Raw genomic sequence first — 17,873 nt, forward strand, 5'->3', positions numbered from 1 at the left:
AATATTCGTTTTTAGTTGAACCAATTGCCTAGCTCTTCCATGAAGTGATAGGCAGTTACATCGACAGTTGTGGGGGTGATGGCTGCGTAGCCATGTGCCAATGCCCAACGGTCGCTGGTTTCATTATCAGGATCATGGTCGGTGAATTCGCCGGTCAGCCAATAATAATTGGTATCCGTTTTGCGCGGACACGACTCCCACTCTTTCGACCACTGCCCTTTGGCTTGCTGACATACCCGGATGCCTTTTATCTCTTTGGTGTTCGGGAAATTCACATTCAAACAAGTCAACGGTGGCAATCCCTTTTCTAAAACGGTTGCTGCAATCTGTCGCACATAAGGCCCCATGGCATCAAAATCGGCATCCATGGCATGGTCGCTGAGCGAAAAGCCAATTGAGGGAATACCATTGAGGCAACCCTCGATAACCACTGCCATCGTTCCCGAATAGTGAACGTTGGTTGCCGAATTATCACCGTGATTAATACCACCCACGACCAAGGAGGGTTCGCGGTCGAGCACAGTGTTGCGAGCCAGTTTAATACAATCGGTGGGTGTTCCTGAACATTTGTACACAGTCAGTCCTACATCACGGCGCACCTGCTGGAAATGTACGGGTTCGGTTACGGTCAATGCACATCCGCTTCCCGAGCGGGGCGAATCGGGTGCCATGACAACAATTTCGCCCAATGGACGGAGAAATTTAATTAATTCACTAATACCTTTAGCTGTTATACCATCGTCGTTTGAGACGAGTATCAACGGGCGTTGATTTTCCATGTGTCTATCCTTTTTTTAATTTTAATCTGCACAAAAGTAGCAAAAAGAACGTTGCTGCCCAAAGGAATAGAAAGGATAAAATAAAAACGACCGCCCAGTGCTATTTTATAAAGGACTGTGGCGTTTAGAAATCTTAATCTTCTGCAAGCGAGCAAAAAGGAGTTCATAGATTCAATATTAATGTGTATATTTGCAAGGTTTAATGAAGAGGAGATGATAACTACCCGCCCGTCAGTTATTAACAAAACAGGTGACTTATCAACAGAAAACGCAAAGTTTCTCTTGTTTCGTAGGTGCTCTAAGTTATTATCGCTTATTTCGCTGCCATAAATAAAGATTATATGGGAAAAATAATTGCTTTGGCCAATCAAAAGGGAGGTGTAGGAAAAACTACGACCACGATTAATCTCGCGGCCTCACTTGCTACACTTGAGAAGAAAGTACTGGTGGTAGATGCCGATCCGCAAGCGAATGCTTCATCCGGATTGGGAGTAGACATCAAGCAATCCGAATGCACTATTTATGAATGTATTATCGATCGGGCCAACGTACAGGATGCGATTCATGATACCGAAATAGAGACGCTCAAGGTGATCTCTTCGCACATTAATCTGGTAGGAGCCGAAATTGAGATGCTTAATCTGCCCAACCGGGAAAAGATTCTCAAGGAGGTGCTTACTCCGCTCAAAGAAGAGTATGATTATATCCTGATCGACTGTTCTCCTTCACTGGGCTTGATAACCATCAACGCTTTGACTGCTGCCGATTCAATTATCATCCCGGTACAAGCAGAGTATTTCGCCTTGGAGGGAATCAGTAAATTATTGAATACCATTAAAATAATAAAGTCAAAGCTAAATCCGTCGCTCGAAATTGAAGGGTTCTTATTGACTATGTACGACTCGCGCTTGCGACAAGCCAATCAGATTTACGACGAAGTGAAACGCCATTTTCAAGAACTGGTATTCAAAACAGTGATTCAACGCAATGTAAAGTTGAGTGAAGCACCCAGTTATGGCATTCCAACCATTCTTTACGATGCCGAATCGACCGGAGCAAAGAACCACATCGCATTGGCACAAGAATTAATCAACAGAAATAAAAAATAAACGAAGATATGGCAATACAGAAAAGAAATGCATTAGGTCGCGGACTCGACGCGTTGCTTTCTATGGATGAAGTGAAAACCGAAGGGTCTTCTTCGATTAACGAAATCGAACTATCGAAAATATCTGTTAACCCCAATCAACCTCGCCGTGAGTTTGATGAAACGGCACTGCAAGAGCTTGCAGACTCTATTGCAGAGATTGGCATCATTCAACCCATCACCTTACGAAAACTTACAGATACCGAATATCAGATCATTGCCGGAGAACGTCGCTACCGGGCTTCGTTGAAAGCCGGACTATCGACTATTCCTGCCTATATCCGTACGGCCGATGATGAGAATGTGATGGAAATGGCACTGATCGAGAACATTCAGCGCGAAGACCTCAACTCTGTAGAGATAGCCCTTGCCTATCAGCACCTGATTGAGCAATACAATTTAACACAGGAGCGGCTAAGCGAACGTATCGGCAAGAAACGAACCACTATTGCCAACTACCTCCGTCTGTTGAAGCTTCCGGCACCCATCCAGATGGCTCTGCAAAACAAGCAGATCGACATGGGGCACGCCCGTGCACTGATCTCTCTGCCCGATCCTAAAATACAGGTTAAACTCTTCGAAGAGATTAAAGAACATGATTATTCGGTACGCAAAGTGGAAGAGATAGTCAAAACATTGAGCGAAGGTGAAACAGTTAAAAGCGGAACCCGCAAAATTACCCCCAAGAGAGGAAAACTGCCCGAAGAATTCAACCTGCTGAAACAACACCTCTCGGGATTCTTTCAGACCAAAGTGCAGCTAACCTGCTCTGAGAAGGGAAAAGGCAAAATCAGTATCCCCTTCGGTAACGAAGAAGAACTGGAACGTATCATGGAAATCTTCGATAGCTTAAAGAAGTAACTGATTAAATGATTAGAAAAGATATAAAGTATAAACTGTATTTCTCTGCCCTGCTGTTTTGCCTGTTGCAAATAGCAGGGATTGATGTGTATGCACAGACGCCGATACAAACCAATCCGCAGGATTCTGTTTCGACACTGCGACAAGCCCCACAGGCTCGTGCCCGCCGTCATCGTGCGGCAGCACAGGCAACCGATACACTTCAACAAAAGAGCATCCCTCTCTCCAAAGACAGCATTCCATCATTAGCTTTATCAAAAGAGGACATCATAAAGGCCGATTCGTTAATCGCCGATAGTCTGGCTAGCCTAAATAAGGAAAATCTGGAAAAGATACAAACAAAAATACCTCCTGTACCCCCTGTTTTGCCCAAAGACAGCTTGAGTACGGAAGTACCCAAAAAGCTTTGGGTGCCCAATTCGACAAAGGCCACGTGGCTGGCGGTTATTTTCCCCGGTGGAGGACAAATTTACAACCGCAAGTATTGGAAGCTACCCATCATCTATGGCGGATTTGCAGGATGTGCCTACGCACTGACCTGGAACACCAAAATGTACAAAGACTACTCACAGGCTTATCAAGATATCATGGACTCTAATCCTAACACGAACAGTTTCCAAGATCTGCTGCCTCCGAATTACAATATCAGTAACGACCAATTAAAGGATTTATTACGCAAACGGAAAGACACATTCCGTCGCTATCGCGACCTAAGTATATTTGCTTTTATCGGTGTTTACCTTATATCGGTAATCGATGCGTATGTAGATGCAGAGTTATCAGACTTTGATATTACTCCCGATCTAAGTATGCGGGTAGAGCCGACTCTTATGAATGACCAGTTCCGTAATGGAAACAAATCGGTAGGCGTGCAATGCAGCTTCCGGTTTTAAAAACACAAAGAAGATTGAAGAATGAAAAGACTAGTAAATTATTGCCCCCTTATTCTCCTTTGCCTACTTTTCAGTAGCCAGATTAAAGCGCAAAGTGTAGAGATTGTAATTGATAATAACGGAACCAAGCGTCAAGAGAGTATTGACCTTCCCAAAAGTATGACTTATCCACTCGACAGTTTACTGATCGACTGGAAGGCAAAAAACTACATCGACTTAGCCAAAGACTGCAGCACAGCCGATATTAATCCGCTTTTTAGTGATTCGGTATATATCGATCGCTTATCGCGCATTCCATCGGTGATGGAGTTGCCTTACAATGAGATTGTGCGCAAATTCATCGATATGTACAACAGCCGCTTGCGCAACCAAGTATCTTTCATGCTGAGTGCCTGCAACTTTTATATGCCTCTCTTCGAAGAAGCACTCGACGCTTATGGCCTACCGATGGAACTGAAGTACCTTCCTATCATAGAGTCTTCGCTAAACCCATCGGCCGTATCGCGTGCAGGAGCTGCCGGACTTTGGCAGTTTATGCTACCTACAGGAAAAATGTACGGACTCGAAACCAACAGCTTAGTAGACGAACGCCGCGACCCCATCAAAGCAACATGGGCTGCAGCACGCTACCTGAAAGAGTTGTATGCTATTTATCAGGATTGGAACCTCGTTATTGCTTCCTATAACTGCGGTCCCGGTACCATCAATAAGGCCATTCGCAGGGCAGGCGGCGAAACCGATTATTGGAAAATATACCATTATCTCCCCAAAGAAACCCGCGGCTATGTGCCTGCTTTTATTGCAGCCAACTATGTTATGACCTACTATTGCGATCATAACATCTGCCCGATGGAAACAAATATTCCTGCCAATACAGATACCATACAGGTAAACAAAGACCTACACTTTGAACAGATAGCAGACCTTTGCGACGTTAGCATGGATCAGTTAAAGAGCTTGAACCCGCAATACAAGAGAAATATTATTCCGGGAGAAAACAAACCTTATACACTTCGTTTGCCACTCAACAGTGTTAGCCTCTTTATTGACAAACAAGATACGATTTACAATCACCGTGCCAACGAATTATTCAAAAATCGGAAAACGGTAGATATCAGAGACAACTCTCCGCAGGTTGCTTCGCGAAGTAACAAACACAGCAGGTCAAGCAGTTCTTCTGACAATATCACCTATCATAAGATAAGAAGCGGCGAGACTTTATCAACGATTGCAGAAAAGTATAAAGTACGCATAAAAGATTTGCAAAATTGGAATGGGCTGCGAAATACAAACATAGCCGCGGGAAAACGACTGAAAATATACAAATAAGTATCTCTTTGCTTGCTTGATATTGAAAATTGCTTATTTTTGCATCAACTAGCAATGAAAGGACAACATATATGGAGAACGTAAGCCAGAAAGAGATAGCTGATGAGGAGATGATTGAACAGGAATTCCAAGAATTGCTAAACGATTATCTGTCGACCAAGCACCGGAAACGTGTTGAAATTATTACCAAAGCCTTCAATTTTGCCAATCAGGCACATAAAGGTATTAAGCGACGCTCGGGGGAGCCGTATATAATGCACCCTCTGGCGGTAGCTAAAATAGTATGCAATGAGATAGGATTGGGGTCTACCTCTATCTGTGCAGCCCTACTGCACGACGTAGTAGAAGACACAGACTACACCGTCGAGGATATTGAAAACATCTTTGGTCCAAAGATTGCACAAATCGTTGACGGATTAACCAAAATATCAGGAGGTATTTTTGGCGACAGAGCCTCTGCACAGGCCGAGAACTTCAAGAAGTTGCTGCTTACCATGTCAAACGACGTACGGGTTATTCTCATTAAGATAGCCGACCGTTTGCACAACATGCGTACCCTCGGCTCGATGCTACCCAACAAGCAATACAAAATTGCCGGCGAAACGCTCTACATCTATGCACCTTTGGCCAATCGCTTAGGACTCTATAAGATAAAGACCGAACTGGAAAACCTAAGCTTCAAATACGAACACCCCGAGGAGTACCATGAGATAGAGGAAAAACTAAATGCCACTGCCGCTATGCGCGACAAGGTGTTTCAGGAGTTTACCGCCCCGATCGTCACCCAGTTAAATAAAATGGGGTTGAAATATCACATTCTGGCACGTGTCAAATCCATCTATTCGATCTGGAATAAGATGCAAACCAAGCATGTACCTTTTGAAGAGATTTACGATCTGCTGGCGGTACGTATCATCTTCGAACCGCGCAATCCGGATGAGGAGCTGAACGATTGCTTCGATATTTACGTAACCATTTCCAAAATATACAAACCGCATCCCGACCGCCTGCGCGACTGGGTAAGCCATCCCAAAGCCAACGGCTATCAGGCACTACACGTAACTCTGATGGGCACGAACGGACAGTGGATTGAAGTACAAATCCGCAGCGAGCGGATGAACGATGTGGCCGAACAAGGTTTTGCTGCCCACTGGAAATACAAAGATGGCGGTGGCGGCGAAGACGAAGGCGAACTGGAGAAGTGGCTGCGCACCATTAAAGAAATCCTGGACGATCCGCAACCCGATGCCATTGATTTTCTGGATACCATCAAATTAAATCTTTTTGCTTCCGAGATATTCGTATTCACCCCGAAGGGAGAGCTTAAAACCATGCCGCAAAACTCTACGGCACTCGACTTCGCTTTCTCCCTGCACACAGATATCGGCAGCCATTGCATTGGTGCACAGGTTAACCACAAACTGGTACCGTTGAGCCACAAACTACAGAGTGGCGACCAGGTAGAGATTATCACCTCCAAGTCGCAGCGCGTGCAACCTCAATGGGAAGCTTTTGCTACCACGGCTCGTGCCCGCTCCAAAATAGCCGCTATCTTACGCAAAGACAGAAAGACCAATCAGAAAGAGGGCGAAGAGATGCTGAATGAATTTCTGAAGGTCGAAGAAATACGTCCCGACGCTATCGCGATTAAGAAGTTATACAAACTTCATAACATGAAGAACGAAGAAGAATTCTATGTCGCTATCGGTAATAGAAGCATCGTATTGGGCGAGGCGGACAAGAATGAACTGAAAGAGAAACCCAGCACAAACTGGAAGAAATACCTGACTTTCTCTTTTGGTGGCAATAACAAAGAAGCTGCCGCAGAGAAAGAGCCGCAGGAAAAAGAGCCAATCAACCCGAAGCAGATTCTTAAACTAACCGAAGAGAGTATTCAAAAGAACTACCTCATGGCCGAATGTTGCCACCCCATACCGGGTGACGATGTGCTGGGGTATATTGATGAAAACAACCGCGTTATTATCCACAAGCGACAATGTCCCGTAGCGGCAAAACTAAAAAGCAGCTACGGCAACCGTATCATTGCGACTGAATGGGATACGCATAAATCGCTCTCTTTCTTGGTTTACATTTACATTAAGGGGATTGACAGCATGGGATTGCTCAACGAGGTAACACAGGTTATCTCAAGACAACTGGGAGTCAACATCCGCAAGCTAAACCTCGAAACAAACGATGGTATCTTTGAAGGTAAAATTCAATTGTATGTACACGATGTGGATGATGTGAAAGCGATCTGCAACAATCTGCTGAAGGTACCTAACATTAAATCGGTTACCAGAGTCGAAGAGTAACAATCAACAAAAAAAAAATAGTAGCGGGCTTTTAGCCGTCAAGTTCTTTCTTGATGGCTAAAAGCTCTTCTTTGATATCCTTGAGGCGGGTTACTATTTCGAAATTGCGCACGGTGGCCTCTCTGTTGTCTTTGAGTTTTTGCCGGGCACCGGGCAAGGTCATTCCTTTTTCTTTGACCAGATGATAAATGAGTCCTACCATCTCCACATCTTCTTTGCGGTATTGACGTATGCCACGACCGATGGTTTTGGGAGCTATCTGCGGGAATTCCTTCTCCCAGAAACGCAATAACGAAGGGTTCACTCCAAACATTTCGGCTACTTCACTAATGGAGTAGAACAATTTCAAATCTTTATCCATGCTCATCACCTGTTGATTTATTAATCGAATACTTTACCGTGATTGGCGGCAAGCTGAATCATCTTATCATAATCTTCGGCACTCAAATCCATGAAGTAATAGTTGACCGGATTCACTATTTTGCCCTTTACATGCACCTCATAGTGCAGATGAGGGCCTGTACTTTTGCCGGTACTTCCTACACCGCCTATTACCTCGCCACGTACCACCTTCTTCCCCACTTTGGTGCGGAAGTCGCGTAAATGGGCATACCATGTGCGGTAACCAAATCCGTGATCAATGATAACCGTATTGCCATAGCCTGTTTCCCAGCCGGCTTTAACGACCGTGCCATTGCCCGTAGCATATACATCAGTACCGGGATGCGCCGAAAAGTCCATACCGCTATGAAACTTTGTCGTACCGTATATAGGGTCAATGCGTGTTCCATATCCCGATGCCGTTTGGCGCAGGTCTTTATTAGAAATGGGCTGAATGGCAGGCATGCACTTCAACATCTCATCTTGATTCTTACACATAGCCATTACATCATCGAAAGATTTCGACTGAATATAAAGCTGTTTGGTCAACACATCCAACTTCTGCGTGGTATTAACCACCAGCTCGGCATTGGCCATATCCATCAGTTGTTCGTAACGGTTGGTGCCACCATACCCCGCCTTTCGGATAGCCGGCGCAACCGGATCGGCTTGCAGAATAACACGATACAGGTTATCATCGCGTTGCTGTACATCTTGCAACACCCCCATCGCATCGTCGAGCCGACGCGAAAGCACGTTATATTGAGCCAGCAACTGGCTGTTTTCTTTCCTTAATTCTTTCTCGGACGGCGAACCGAAAACAAGGAGCAGCACGATGAAGCTCCCGGCTCCCAAGCCCATGCCGATAAAAAGACGTCGAAGGATGCTCAACGCTCGTTGTCGGACAGTGGGATAAATCCGGTCATACGTCTGTGTTTGCGGATTGTAGATATAGTAAACTTTGCGCATCTTATTAATTATTTCGCGAGTTAATGCCACAAAAATAATAAAAACAAGCTATCTTTGCATTGCTTTTTTCAGAATATTAACCTCAACGATAGATATATAATAAGAAGTATGTTGACTGCAAAAGAAACCAGAGATTCGTTTAAGAATTTCTTTGAATCAAAAGGACACCAGATAGTTCCCTCGGCTCCCATGGTCGTTAAAGATGACCCTACGCTGATGTTTACCAACGCGGGAATGAACCAGTTTAAAGATATTATCTTGGGTAATCACCCTGCCAAATACCACCGGGTAGCCGATTCGCAGAAGTGCTTGCGCGTGAGCGGAAAGCACAACGACCTCGAAGAGGTAGGACACGATACGTATCACCACACCATGTTCGAGATGTTGGGCAACTGGTCGTTTGGCGATTACTTCAAGAAAGAGGCCATCGACTGGGCATGGGAATACTTGGTGAAGGTATTGAAGCTGAGCCCCGAACTCCTCTATGCGAGCGTATTCGAAGGCAATCCCGAAGAAGGATTGGAACGCGATAACGAAGCAGCCGGATACTGGGAACAATACTTGCCCAAAGACCACATCATCAACGGCAATAAGAAAGATAACTTCTGGGAGATGGGCGATACCGGTCCCTGCGGACCTTGCTCGGAGATTCATATCGACCTCCGTCCTGCCGAAGAGCGTGCCAAGATTTCGGGACGCAACCTGGTGAACAACGACCATCCTCAAGTGATTGAAATATGGAACCTCGTGTTCATGCAATACAATCGCAAGGCCGACGGCAGCCTCGAATCACTACCCGCCAAGGTAATCGATACCGGTATGGGTTTTGAACGCCTGTGCATGGCTTTGCAGGGCAAAACATCGAATTACGACACCGACGTATTCCAGCCAATATTGAAAGTTATCGCTACGCTGGCCGGAACGGAATATGGCAAAAACGAACAAAACGATATCGCCATGCGCGTAATCGCCGACCACATACGTACCATTGCTTTCTCCATCACCGACGGGCAGTTGCCATCGAATGCCAAGGCCGGCTACGTGATTCGTCGCATCCTGCGTCGTGCCGTACGCTATGGCTATACATTCCTCGGACAGAAACAAGCGTTTATGTACAAGCTCCTCCCGGTACTGATCGAGAGCATGGGCGAGGCTTATCCCGAATTGGTCAGCCAAAAGGGATTGATCGAGAAAGTAATCAAAGAAGAAGAGGAGTCATTCCTTCGCACACTCGAAACCGGTATCCGTCTGCTCGACAAAACGATGGCCGACACCAAAGCTGCCGGAAAGAACGAAATCAGCGGCAAGGATGCCTTCACCTTATACGATACGTTCGGATTCCCGCTCGACCTCACCGAACTGATTCTGCGCGAGAACGGCATGACCGTTTGCACCGAAGAGTTCACCGCCGAGATGGAACAACAAAAGGCTCGTGCCCGCAACGCTGCCGCTGTTGAAACCGGCGACTGGATTACCCTGAAAGAGGGAACCACCGAGTTCGTTGGTTATGATTATACCGAAAGCGAAACGGCTATCTTGCGCTATCGTCAGGTAAAACAGAAAAACCAGACACTCTATCAGCTGGTACTCGACTCTACTCCTTTCTATGCCGAAAGTGGTGGTCAGGTAGGCGATACGGGCGTGTTGGTAAGCGAGTTCGAAACCATCGAAGTGATCGATACGAAGAAGGAAAACAACCTGCCCGTACACATCACCAAGAAACTGCCTACCCACCTCGAAGCACCCATGATGGCTTGCGTAGATACCGATAAGCGTGCTGCCTGTGCAGCCAACCACTCGGCTACTCACTTGCTCGACGAGGCTTTGCGCGAGGTATTGGGCGACCACATCGAGCAGAAGGGTTCGTTGGTAACGCCCGACTCGTTGCGTTTCGACTTCTCTCACTTCCAAAAGGTGACCGACGAGGAGATTCGCCGCATCGAGCATTTGGCAAACGCCAAGATCCGTGCCAACATTCCACTGACCGAATACCGCAACATGCCTATTGCCGAAGCAAAGGAGTTGGGTGCCATCGCCCTTTTTGGCGAAAAGTATGGCGACGAGGTTCGCGTTATCAAGTTCGGTTCGTCGGTTGAGTTCTGCGGTGGTACGCATGTACCTGCTACCGGCAACATCGGTATGGTCAAAATTATCTCTGAAAGCTCGGTAGCTGCCGGCGTGCGTCGTATCGAAGCCTATACGGGAGCCAAGGTAGAAGAGATGCTCGATACCGTACAAGATACGCTGAACGACTTGAAGTCACTCTTCAACAACACCCCTGACCTTGCCATTGCCATCCGTAAGTACATCGATGAGAATGCCGGTTTGAAGAAACAGGTGGAAGAGTTCATGAAGGAGAAAGAAGCCGAACTGAAAAGCAGACTGCTCAAAAACATACAAGAGGTAAACGGAGTGAAGATTATCAAGTTCTGCGCTCCACTTCCTGCCGAAGCGGTGAAGAATATCGCCTTCCAACTGCGTGGCGAAATTACCGAGAACCTCTTCTTCGTAGCCGGAAGCAGCGATGCAGGCAAACCCATGCTAACCGTTATGCTGAGCGATAACCTGGTAGCCGGCGGATTGAAAGCGGGCAATCTGGTTAAAGAAGCAGCCAAACTGATTCAAGGAGGGGGCGGTGGTCAGCCTCACTTTGCAACAGCCGGAGGTAAAAACGCCGACGGATTGAATGCAGCCGTAGAAAAAGTACTCGAATTGGCAGGTATCTAAGCCTTTTATATTTTCAAGGAGTCGGGAACCGCGTTTCTCGACTCCTTTTATTTTTTGAGGAGCTAGAAACCGCATTTCTTGGCTCCTTTTATTTTTTGGGGAGCTAGAAACCGCGTTTCTTGACTCCTTTTATTTTTTGAGGAGCTAGAAACCATATTTCTCGGCTCTTTTTATTTTTTTGGAGCTAGAAACCGCATTTCTTGACTCCTTTTATTTTTTTTGAAGTCAGAAACCACGTTTCTCATTCGTTTTTTATTCGTTTTTTATCCGAGATTCTATACATTTGCATTTTAAATAACAATCAATAATACTCAGAACCAATCCGACCAACCAAAACCATGAAAAAAATCACTACTCTGTTATCGCTCATCTTTGTGCTTTTAGCAGCCTGTTCATCCCCTCAACAAGAAACAGCAAACGACTACGCTGCATACGTCAATCCATTCATCGGAACCGACTTTACCGGCAACACCTATCCGGGGGCACAACTCCCCTTTGGCATGGTACAACTAAGCCCTGACAACGGTCTGCCGGGTTGGGATCGCATTTCGGGCTACTTCTATCCCGACAGCACCATTGCCGGATTCAGCCATACACACCTCTCCGGAACCGGAGCAGGCGACCTGTACGATGTCTCCTTCATGCCCGTCACCCTTCCTTACAAAGAAGCCGAAGCACCGTTGGGCATCTATTCTAAATTCTCGCACAAAGAAGAATCGGCCACTGCCGGATACTATCAAGTACGGCTCAAGGACTACGGCATCAACGTAGAACTAACCGCGACCGAACGCTGCGGCATACAACGCTATACGTTCCCCAAAGCCGAATCGGCTGTTTTTCTCGACCTAAAGAAAGCCATGAACTGGGATGCCACGTCCGATTCGCGCATTGAAGTGATCGACTCGGTTACCATTCAGGGATATCGCTTCTCCGAGGGATGGGCACGGGGACAACGCATTTACTTCCGCACGCGCTTCTCCAAACCCTTTGCAGCCGTACATATCGATACCACCGCCATCCTCAAAGAGAAGCAACGCATAGGAACGGCCTACGTAGCCCGATTTGACTTCCCAACCACCGAAGGCGAGCAGTTGTTGGTCAACACCGCCATCTCGGGCGTAAGCATGGAGGGTGCTGCCAAGAACCTGCAAGCCGAAGTGCCCGATAATGATTTTGATAAATACCGCACAGCCGCCCGCGAACGGTGGAACAAGGAGCTGGGCAAAATAGAGGTTCAAGGCGGCAATACGGAAGATAAAGTAAACTTCTATACGGCTCTTTATCACTCCATGCTTGCACCGACCATATACGGCGATGTAGACGGCGCGTATTACGGCCCCGACAAGCAAACGCACCAAGCAAACGGGTGGACCAATTACAGCACCTTCTCGTTGTGGGATACCTACCGTGCGGCACATCCGCTCTTCACCTATACGCAACCCGAACGGGTCAATGACATGGTCGAATCGTTCCTGGCGTTTTACGACCAAAACGGCCGACTGCCCGTATGGAACTTCCAAGCCAGCGAAACGGACATGATGATCGGCTATCATGCCGTTCCCGTCATTGCAGATGCTTACCTCAAAGGCATTGGCCATTTTGATGCCAAAAGAGCATTGGCCGCCTGTGTTGCTACCGCCAACATCGACAGCTACCGTGGCATCGGCGAGTATAAGAAACTGGGCTACATCCCCTACAACCGCGAAGACAGTTACAACTCCGAACCCTGGTCGTTGTCAAAAACCCTCGAATACGCCTTCGACGATTACTGCATCGCCCTGATGGCAGATCGCATGGGCGAGAAAGAGACAGCCGCCACCTTCTACCAACGAGCCTCGAACTACAAAAACGTATACAACCCCGCCACCTCGTTCATGCAACCCCGCGACGATAAGGGCACGTTCATCACTCCCTTCAAAGCCGACGACTACACGCCACATATCTGCGAAAGCAACGGCTGGCAGTATTTCTGGTCGGTACAGCAAGACATCGACGGACTGATCGGTTTGGTAGGCGGCAAAGATCGGTTTGCCCAGAAACTCGATAGCATGTTCACCTATCACCCAACCGAGAAGGACGAATTGCCCATCTTCAGCACCGGTATGATTGGGCAGTATGCACATGGCAACGAGCCCGGCCATCACGTTATCTATCTCTACAATACCGTTGACCAACCCTGGAAAACACAGAAGTACGCGGCTCAGGTGATGCACGAACTTTACCGCAACACCCCCGACGGTCTTTGCGGCAATGAAGACTGCGGACAGATGTCGGCGTGGTACGTATTCAGTGCCATGGGCTTCTATCCGGTCAATCCCGTTGGCGGCGAATATCAAATAGGTACTCCGCTCTTTCCCGAAATGCACATGAAGCTTGCCAATGGCAAAACATTTACGGTGCTTGCTCCGAAAGTGAGTCGGGAGAACATCTACATCCAGTCCGTCAAAATGAATGGAGAACCTTACCGCAAGAGTTACATCACCCACGATCAAATCATGAGTGGAGCCACCTTCGAATTCGAAATGGGCAACCAACCGGGTCCCGTATGGTATAATTAATACGACTTAAATGTCTGGAATGAATGAACGACGATTTTGATATAATCTACAAAGCCACCTTTCGTAAGTACTACGCAAATCTGCTTTTCTACGCCACCCGCATTGTGGGCGACGAAGAAGCAGAGGATGTAGTGCAGGATGTTTTCGTAGAGCTATGGAAACGAAGAGAGTCGATGGACATTGGCGAGCAAATACAAGCTTTCCTCTACCGGGCAGTCTATACGCGCTCGCTCAATGTGCTCAAGCACAGAGGGGTCGAACAGAAGTATAGTTCGTCCGTAGAAGAGATTACGCTGGAACGTGCCGACTTTTATCACCCCGACAACAACGATGTGATCAAGCGAATTGAAGGACGCGAACTGCGAAATGAAATCTATGGAGCGATTAACGAACTTCCCGACAAGTGTAAAGAAGTATTCAAACTAAGTTATCTGCACGATATGAAAAACAAAGAGATAGCAGACGTATTGGGCGTATCGCAACGTACCGTCGAAGCCCACATGTACAAGGCTTTAAAGTTTCTACGCACACGTTTGAGTCACCTATGGCTATTTTTCCTATTATTTTTCATCAGATAGTAAGTGTTTTTATAGTTTGAACTGTATCATATATAACGAAGGAAGAACAGATGAACGAGCTGAACGACGACATAATAAAGAAATACCTGCAAGGTGAATGTTCCGAAGAGGACTTTATCCGCATCAACACGTGGATCAAAGAATCGAAAGACAATGCCCGTAAATTATTCCTGATGGAGGAAACCTATCAGGCGGGTAAGCGCAACCCTTTTATAGAGAAGAGACAAACGGAACAAGCCGAGGCTCGTCTTTTTAAAAGATTGGAAATAGAGAAGACCGCACAACAGAAAACAAAAAGAATACGCAACCTCATGAAGTATGCTGCTATGATTGCCGTAGTACTATTGGGGGGAAGCGGAGTCGGTTATTGGATTTATCAGCTCAATCCGTCGCAGGATATGCTCATGGCTCGTGCCGACAATGCCGTGCAAATGGTCACTCTGCCCGATGGAACGAAAGTGTGGCTGAATCAATCGACTACACTGACCTATCCGCGCCAATTCTCAAACAAAGAACGCAACGTACACCTGGAGGGCGAAGCCTACTTTGAGGTAACCAAGAACCGCCAGAAGCCCTTCATTGTCGAAAGCCAATCGATGCGCGTCAGGGTACTGGGCACTATCTTTAACTTCAAAAGCAGCAAAGATTGCCGCATCACCGAAGCAAGCCTCATCGAAGGCGAAATTGAAGTGAAGGGGCAGAAAGACGAAGGCATGGTGATTCTGCTTCCGGGACAGAAAGCCGAACTGAACAAAACCACCGGACGCCTCATGGTGAAACAAGTAAATGCGCGAATGGATGCCGCCTGGCACGACGGACTGATTCCTTTTGAGCAAGCCGATATTTTCGAAATAGCTCAAACACTCGAACGCTTTTACGATGTAAAAATCATTCTATCGCCCGATATCAAAGCCGATAAAACCTATTCGGGAGTATTGAAAAAGAAAGATACAATTGATGCAGTACTGAAATCGTTGACCAACTCCATTCCTATCAATTATAAGATAGTAGGAGACAATATATTTATATCCTCACTTAATTAAGCAGACGATTCAAACCATTAATAACGAACACATAACGATGAATATCAGAACATTCTTGCTGGGATGTTTAGGAGGTCTATTATCTTTAACCTCCTGCACCAACAACCCGGCACAAACAGACTACAGTGCCTTTGTCAATCCTTTCATTGGCACCGGTGGTCATGGACATACCTTTCCGGGGGCTACCCTCCCGCACGGTATGATACAACCCGGTCCCGATACACGTATCGACGGTTGGGATGCCTGTTCGGGCTACTACTACGCCGACTCTACCTTAAACGGATTCTCGCACACACACCTCAGCGGTACCGGCTGTTGCGACTATGGCGATGTATTGCTCATGCCTACCGTAGGCAAACAGAAAATAGGCAATCAAGGTCAGCAAATGGCTTATGCATCGGCCTTCTCACACCAAAACGAAACGGCCGAACCGGGTTATTATTCGGTATTTCTCGATACCTATGGAGTAAAAGCCGAACTTTCTGCTACCAAGCGTGCAGCGATTCACCGCTATACATTCCCCGAAAGCAAAGAGGCGGGATTTATACTCGATCTGGATTACAGCCTGCAACGACAGAAAAATGAAGAGATGGAAATAACGGTATTGAGTGATACCGAAATCTGCGGACGAAAAAAGACGGTATATTGGGCTTTCGACCAATATACAAACTTCTATGCCAAGTTCTCCAAACCGTTTACCTATACCCTGCTAACCGACTCTATGCCCACCTCTGCCACCGATGCAACCAAGCAACCGGTCTGTAAGGCATTGCTCCGGTTCAACACCACACAAGGCGAACAGGTGTACGTCAAAGTAGGACTTTCGGCTGTCGATATAGCCGGTGCCCGCCAAAATGTGGAGACCGAGATACCCGAATGGGATTTTAACCAAGTACGCACCAACGCGCGTAAGGAATGGAATAAATATCTCTCTAAAATCGACATCCAAACCAACAATGCGGAAGATAAGACCATCTTCTATACCGCATTGTATCATACAGGCATCAGCCCCAATTTATTCACCGATGTCGATGGCCGCTACCGCGGAATGGATTTGCAAATACAACAGGGCGACACCATTCATCCCATGTATAGCATCTTTTCTTTATGGGACACGTTCCGGGCACTTCATCCGCTGATGACCATCATCGATCCGAAGCTAAACAACGACTTCGTGCGTTCGCTGATCAAAAAGCACCAGGAAGGCGGCATCTTTCCGATGTGGGACATGGCTTCCAACTATACCGGAACCATGATCGGCTATCATGCCGTACCTGTGATCGTCGATGCTTATATGAAAGGATACCGTGATTTCGATGTGGAAGAGGCCTACAAAGCCTGCCTGCGAGCGGCCGAATACGACACGACAGGCATTCTGTGTCCGTCGTTGGTCCTGCCTCATCTCATGCCGCAGGCCAAATATTATAAAAATGCCATCGGATACATCCCCTGCGACCGGGAGAATGAATCGGTAGCCAAAGCACTTGAGTATGCGTATGACGATTGGTGCATTTCCGTATTCGCCGATGCGATGAACGATGTCGAGAATCAGAAAAAGTATGCACGCTTTGCCAAAGCATACGAATTCTACTTTGATCAGTCGACCGGCTTTATGCGCGGACTCGATTCGAAAGGCGAATGGCGCACGCCATTCAACCCACGTGCATCGACACATCGCAATGACGATTACTGCGAAGGTACTGCCTGGCAGTGGACTTGGTTTGTGCCCCACGACATTGATGGATTGGCCGAATTGATGGGAGGCGAAGAGGCATTTGCTCATAAACTCGACTCGCTGTTTACTGCCAGTTCCGAACTGGAGGGAGAAACAACCTCATCGGACATCTCGGGACTCATCGGCCAGTATGCACACGGCAATGAACCCAGCCACCACATCACTCATCTGTATAACTATGTAAACAGACCGTGGCGCACACAAGAGTTGGTCGACAGCATCTTTAAGAGTCAATACAGCAATGCCCCCGACGGACTATCGGGCAATGAAGATTGCGGGCAGATGTCTGCCTGGTATGTATTGAACAGCATGGGCTTTTATCAGGTATGTCCCGGCCGTCCCATCTATTCGATTGGCCGCCCACTGTTCGATAAAACGGTGATCAACCTCGACAATGGTCGTACATTTACCATCATTGCACATAATAATTCGAAAACAAATAAGTATATTCAATCGGCCAAACTCAATGGGAAGCCACTGAGCAAACTCTTCTTCTCGCACAATGACATCGTCGAAGGAAGTGTCTTGGAACTGACCATGAGTAACACCCGATAATCA

General features: G+C 46.9%; 13 protein-coding genes. 10 read left to right on the forward strand and 3 right to left on the reverse strand.

Annotation, left to right across the window (positions count from 1 at the left end; genetic code table 11):
* Window positions 1-11 precede the first annotated feature (11 nt).
* Window positions 12-779: a 5'/3'-nucleotidase SurE gene (gene surE, locus TY03_RS07920; protein WP_042368741.1), complete on the reverse strand. Its 768-nt coding sequence runs from the start codon at window positions 777-779 to the stop codon at window positions 12-14.
* 341 nt (window positions 780-1,120) lie between these two features.
* Here surE and TY03_RS07925 point away from each other — a divergent pair, with 341 nt between their 5' ends.
* The 5 genes from TY03_RS07925 (at window position 1,121) to TY03_RS07945 (ending at window position 7,324) form a co-directional block, all read left to right on the forward strand.
* A complete protein-coding gene (locus tag TY03_RS07925) occupies window positions 1,121-1,888 on the forward strand; it encodes a ParA family protein (RefSeq protein WP_042368743.1) in 768 nt (255 codons plus the stop codon).
* A gap of 8 nt (window positions 1,889-1,896) precedes the next feature.
* Window positions 1,897-2,787: a ParB/RepB/Spo0J family partition protein gene (locus tag TY03_RS07930; RefSeq protein WP_042368744.1), complete on the forward strand. Its 891-nt coding sequence runs from the start codon at window positions 1,897-1,899 to the stop codon at window positions 2,785-2,787.
* Window positions 2,788-2,795: 8 nt separating this feature from the next.
* Window positions 2,796-3,680 carry a DUF5683 domain-containing protein gene (locus tag TY03_RS07935; protein WP_042368745.1) on the forward strand — a complete coding sequence of 295 codons (885 nt, stop codon included), beginning with the start codon at window positions 2,796-2,798 and terminating at the stop codon, window positions 3,678-3,680.
* Window positions 3,681-3,701: 21 nt separating this feature from the next.
* Window positions 3,702-5,009, forward strand: coding sequence for a lytic transglycosylase domain-containing protein (locus TY03_RS07940; RefSeq protein ID WP_042368746.1), 1,308 nt, complete (start codon window positions 3,702-3,704; stop codon window positions 5,007-5,009).
* Between the two features lie 71 nt (window positions 5,010-5,080).
* On the forward strand, window positions 5,081-7,324 hold the full coding sequence (locus TY03_RS07945; protein ID WP_042368747.1) for a RelA/SpoT family protein: 2,244 nt from the start codon (window positions 5,081-5,083) through the stop codon (window positions 7,322-7,324).
* A 31-nt stretch (window positions 7,325-7,355) separates the two neighbouring features.
* Here the strand turns inward: TY03_RS07945 and TY03_RS07950 are convergent, their stop codons facing one another.
* Complete coding sequence (locus TY03_RS07950; protein WP_042368748.1) at window positions 7,356-7,685, reverse strand: MerR family transcriptional regulator; 330 nt, start codon at window positions 7,683-7,685, stop codon at window positions 7,356-7,358.
* A 20-nt stretch (window positions 7,686-7,705) separates the two neighbouring features.
* Complete coding sequence (locus tag TY03_RS07955) at window positions 7,706-8,674, reverse strand: M23 family metallopeptidase (RefSeq protein ID WP_042368749.1); 969 nt, start codon at window positions 8,672-8,674, stop codon at window positions 7,706-7,708.
* Between the two features lie 108 nt (window positions 8,675-8,782).
* Here TY03_RS07955 and alaS point away from each other — a divergent pair, with 108 nt between their 5' ends.
* From alaS to TY03_RS07980, 5 genes are all read left to right on the forward strand, one after another.
* Complete coding sequence (gene alaS, locus TY03_RS07960) at window positions 8,783-11,401, forward strand: alanine--tRNA ligase (protein WP_042368751.1); 2,619 nt, start codon at window positions 8,783-8,785, stop codon at window positions 11,399-11,401.
* A 338-nt stretch (window positions 11,402-11,739) separates the two neighbouring features.
* Window positions 11,740-13,959: a GH92 family glycosyl hydrolase gene (locus tag TY03_RS07965; protein WP_042368753.1), complete on the forward strand. Its 2,220-nt coding sequence runs from the start codon at window positions 11,740-11,742 to the stop codon at window positions 13,957-13,959.
* A 23-nt stretch (window positions 13,960-13,982) separates the two neighbouring features.
* Complete coding sequence (locus TY03_RS07970) at window positions 13,983-14,537, forward strand: RNA polymerase sigma-70 factor (protein WP_042368754.1); 555 nt, start codon at window positions 13,983-13,985, stop codon at window positions 14,535-14,537.
* A 50-nt stretch (window positions 14,538-14,587) separates the two neighbouring features.
* Window positions 14,588-15,580 (forward strand): FecR family protein, encoded by a 993-nt coding sequence (locus TY03_RS07975; protein ID WP_042368756.1) that lies wholly within the window; start codon window positions 14,588-14,590, stop codon window positions 15,578-15,580.
* 37 nt (window positions 15,581-15,617) lie between these two features.
* Window positions 15,618-17,870, forward strand: coding sequence for a GH92 family glycosyl hydrolase (locus TY03_RS07980; RefSeq protein ID WP_042368758.1), 2,253 nt, complete (start codon window positions 15,618-15,620; stop codon window positions 17,868-17,870).
* Window positions 17,871-17,873: the final 3 nt, after the last annotated feature.

Origin of the sequence: Bacteroides neonati, assembly GCF_000499785.1 — a bacterium.
GTDB lineage: Bacteria > Bacteroidota > Bacteroidia > Bacteroidales > Bacteroidaceae > Bacteroides > Bacteroides neonati.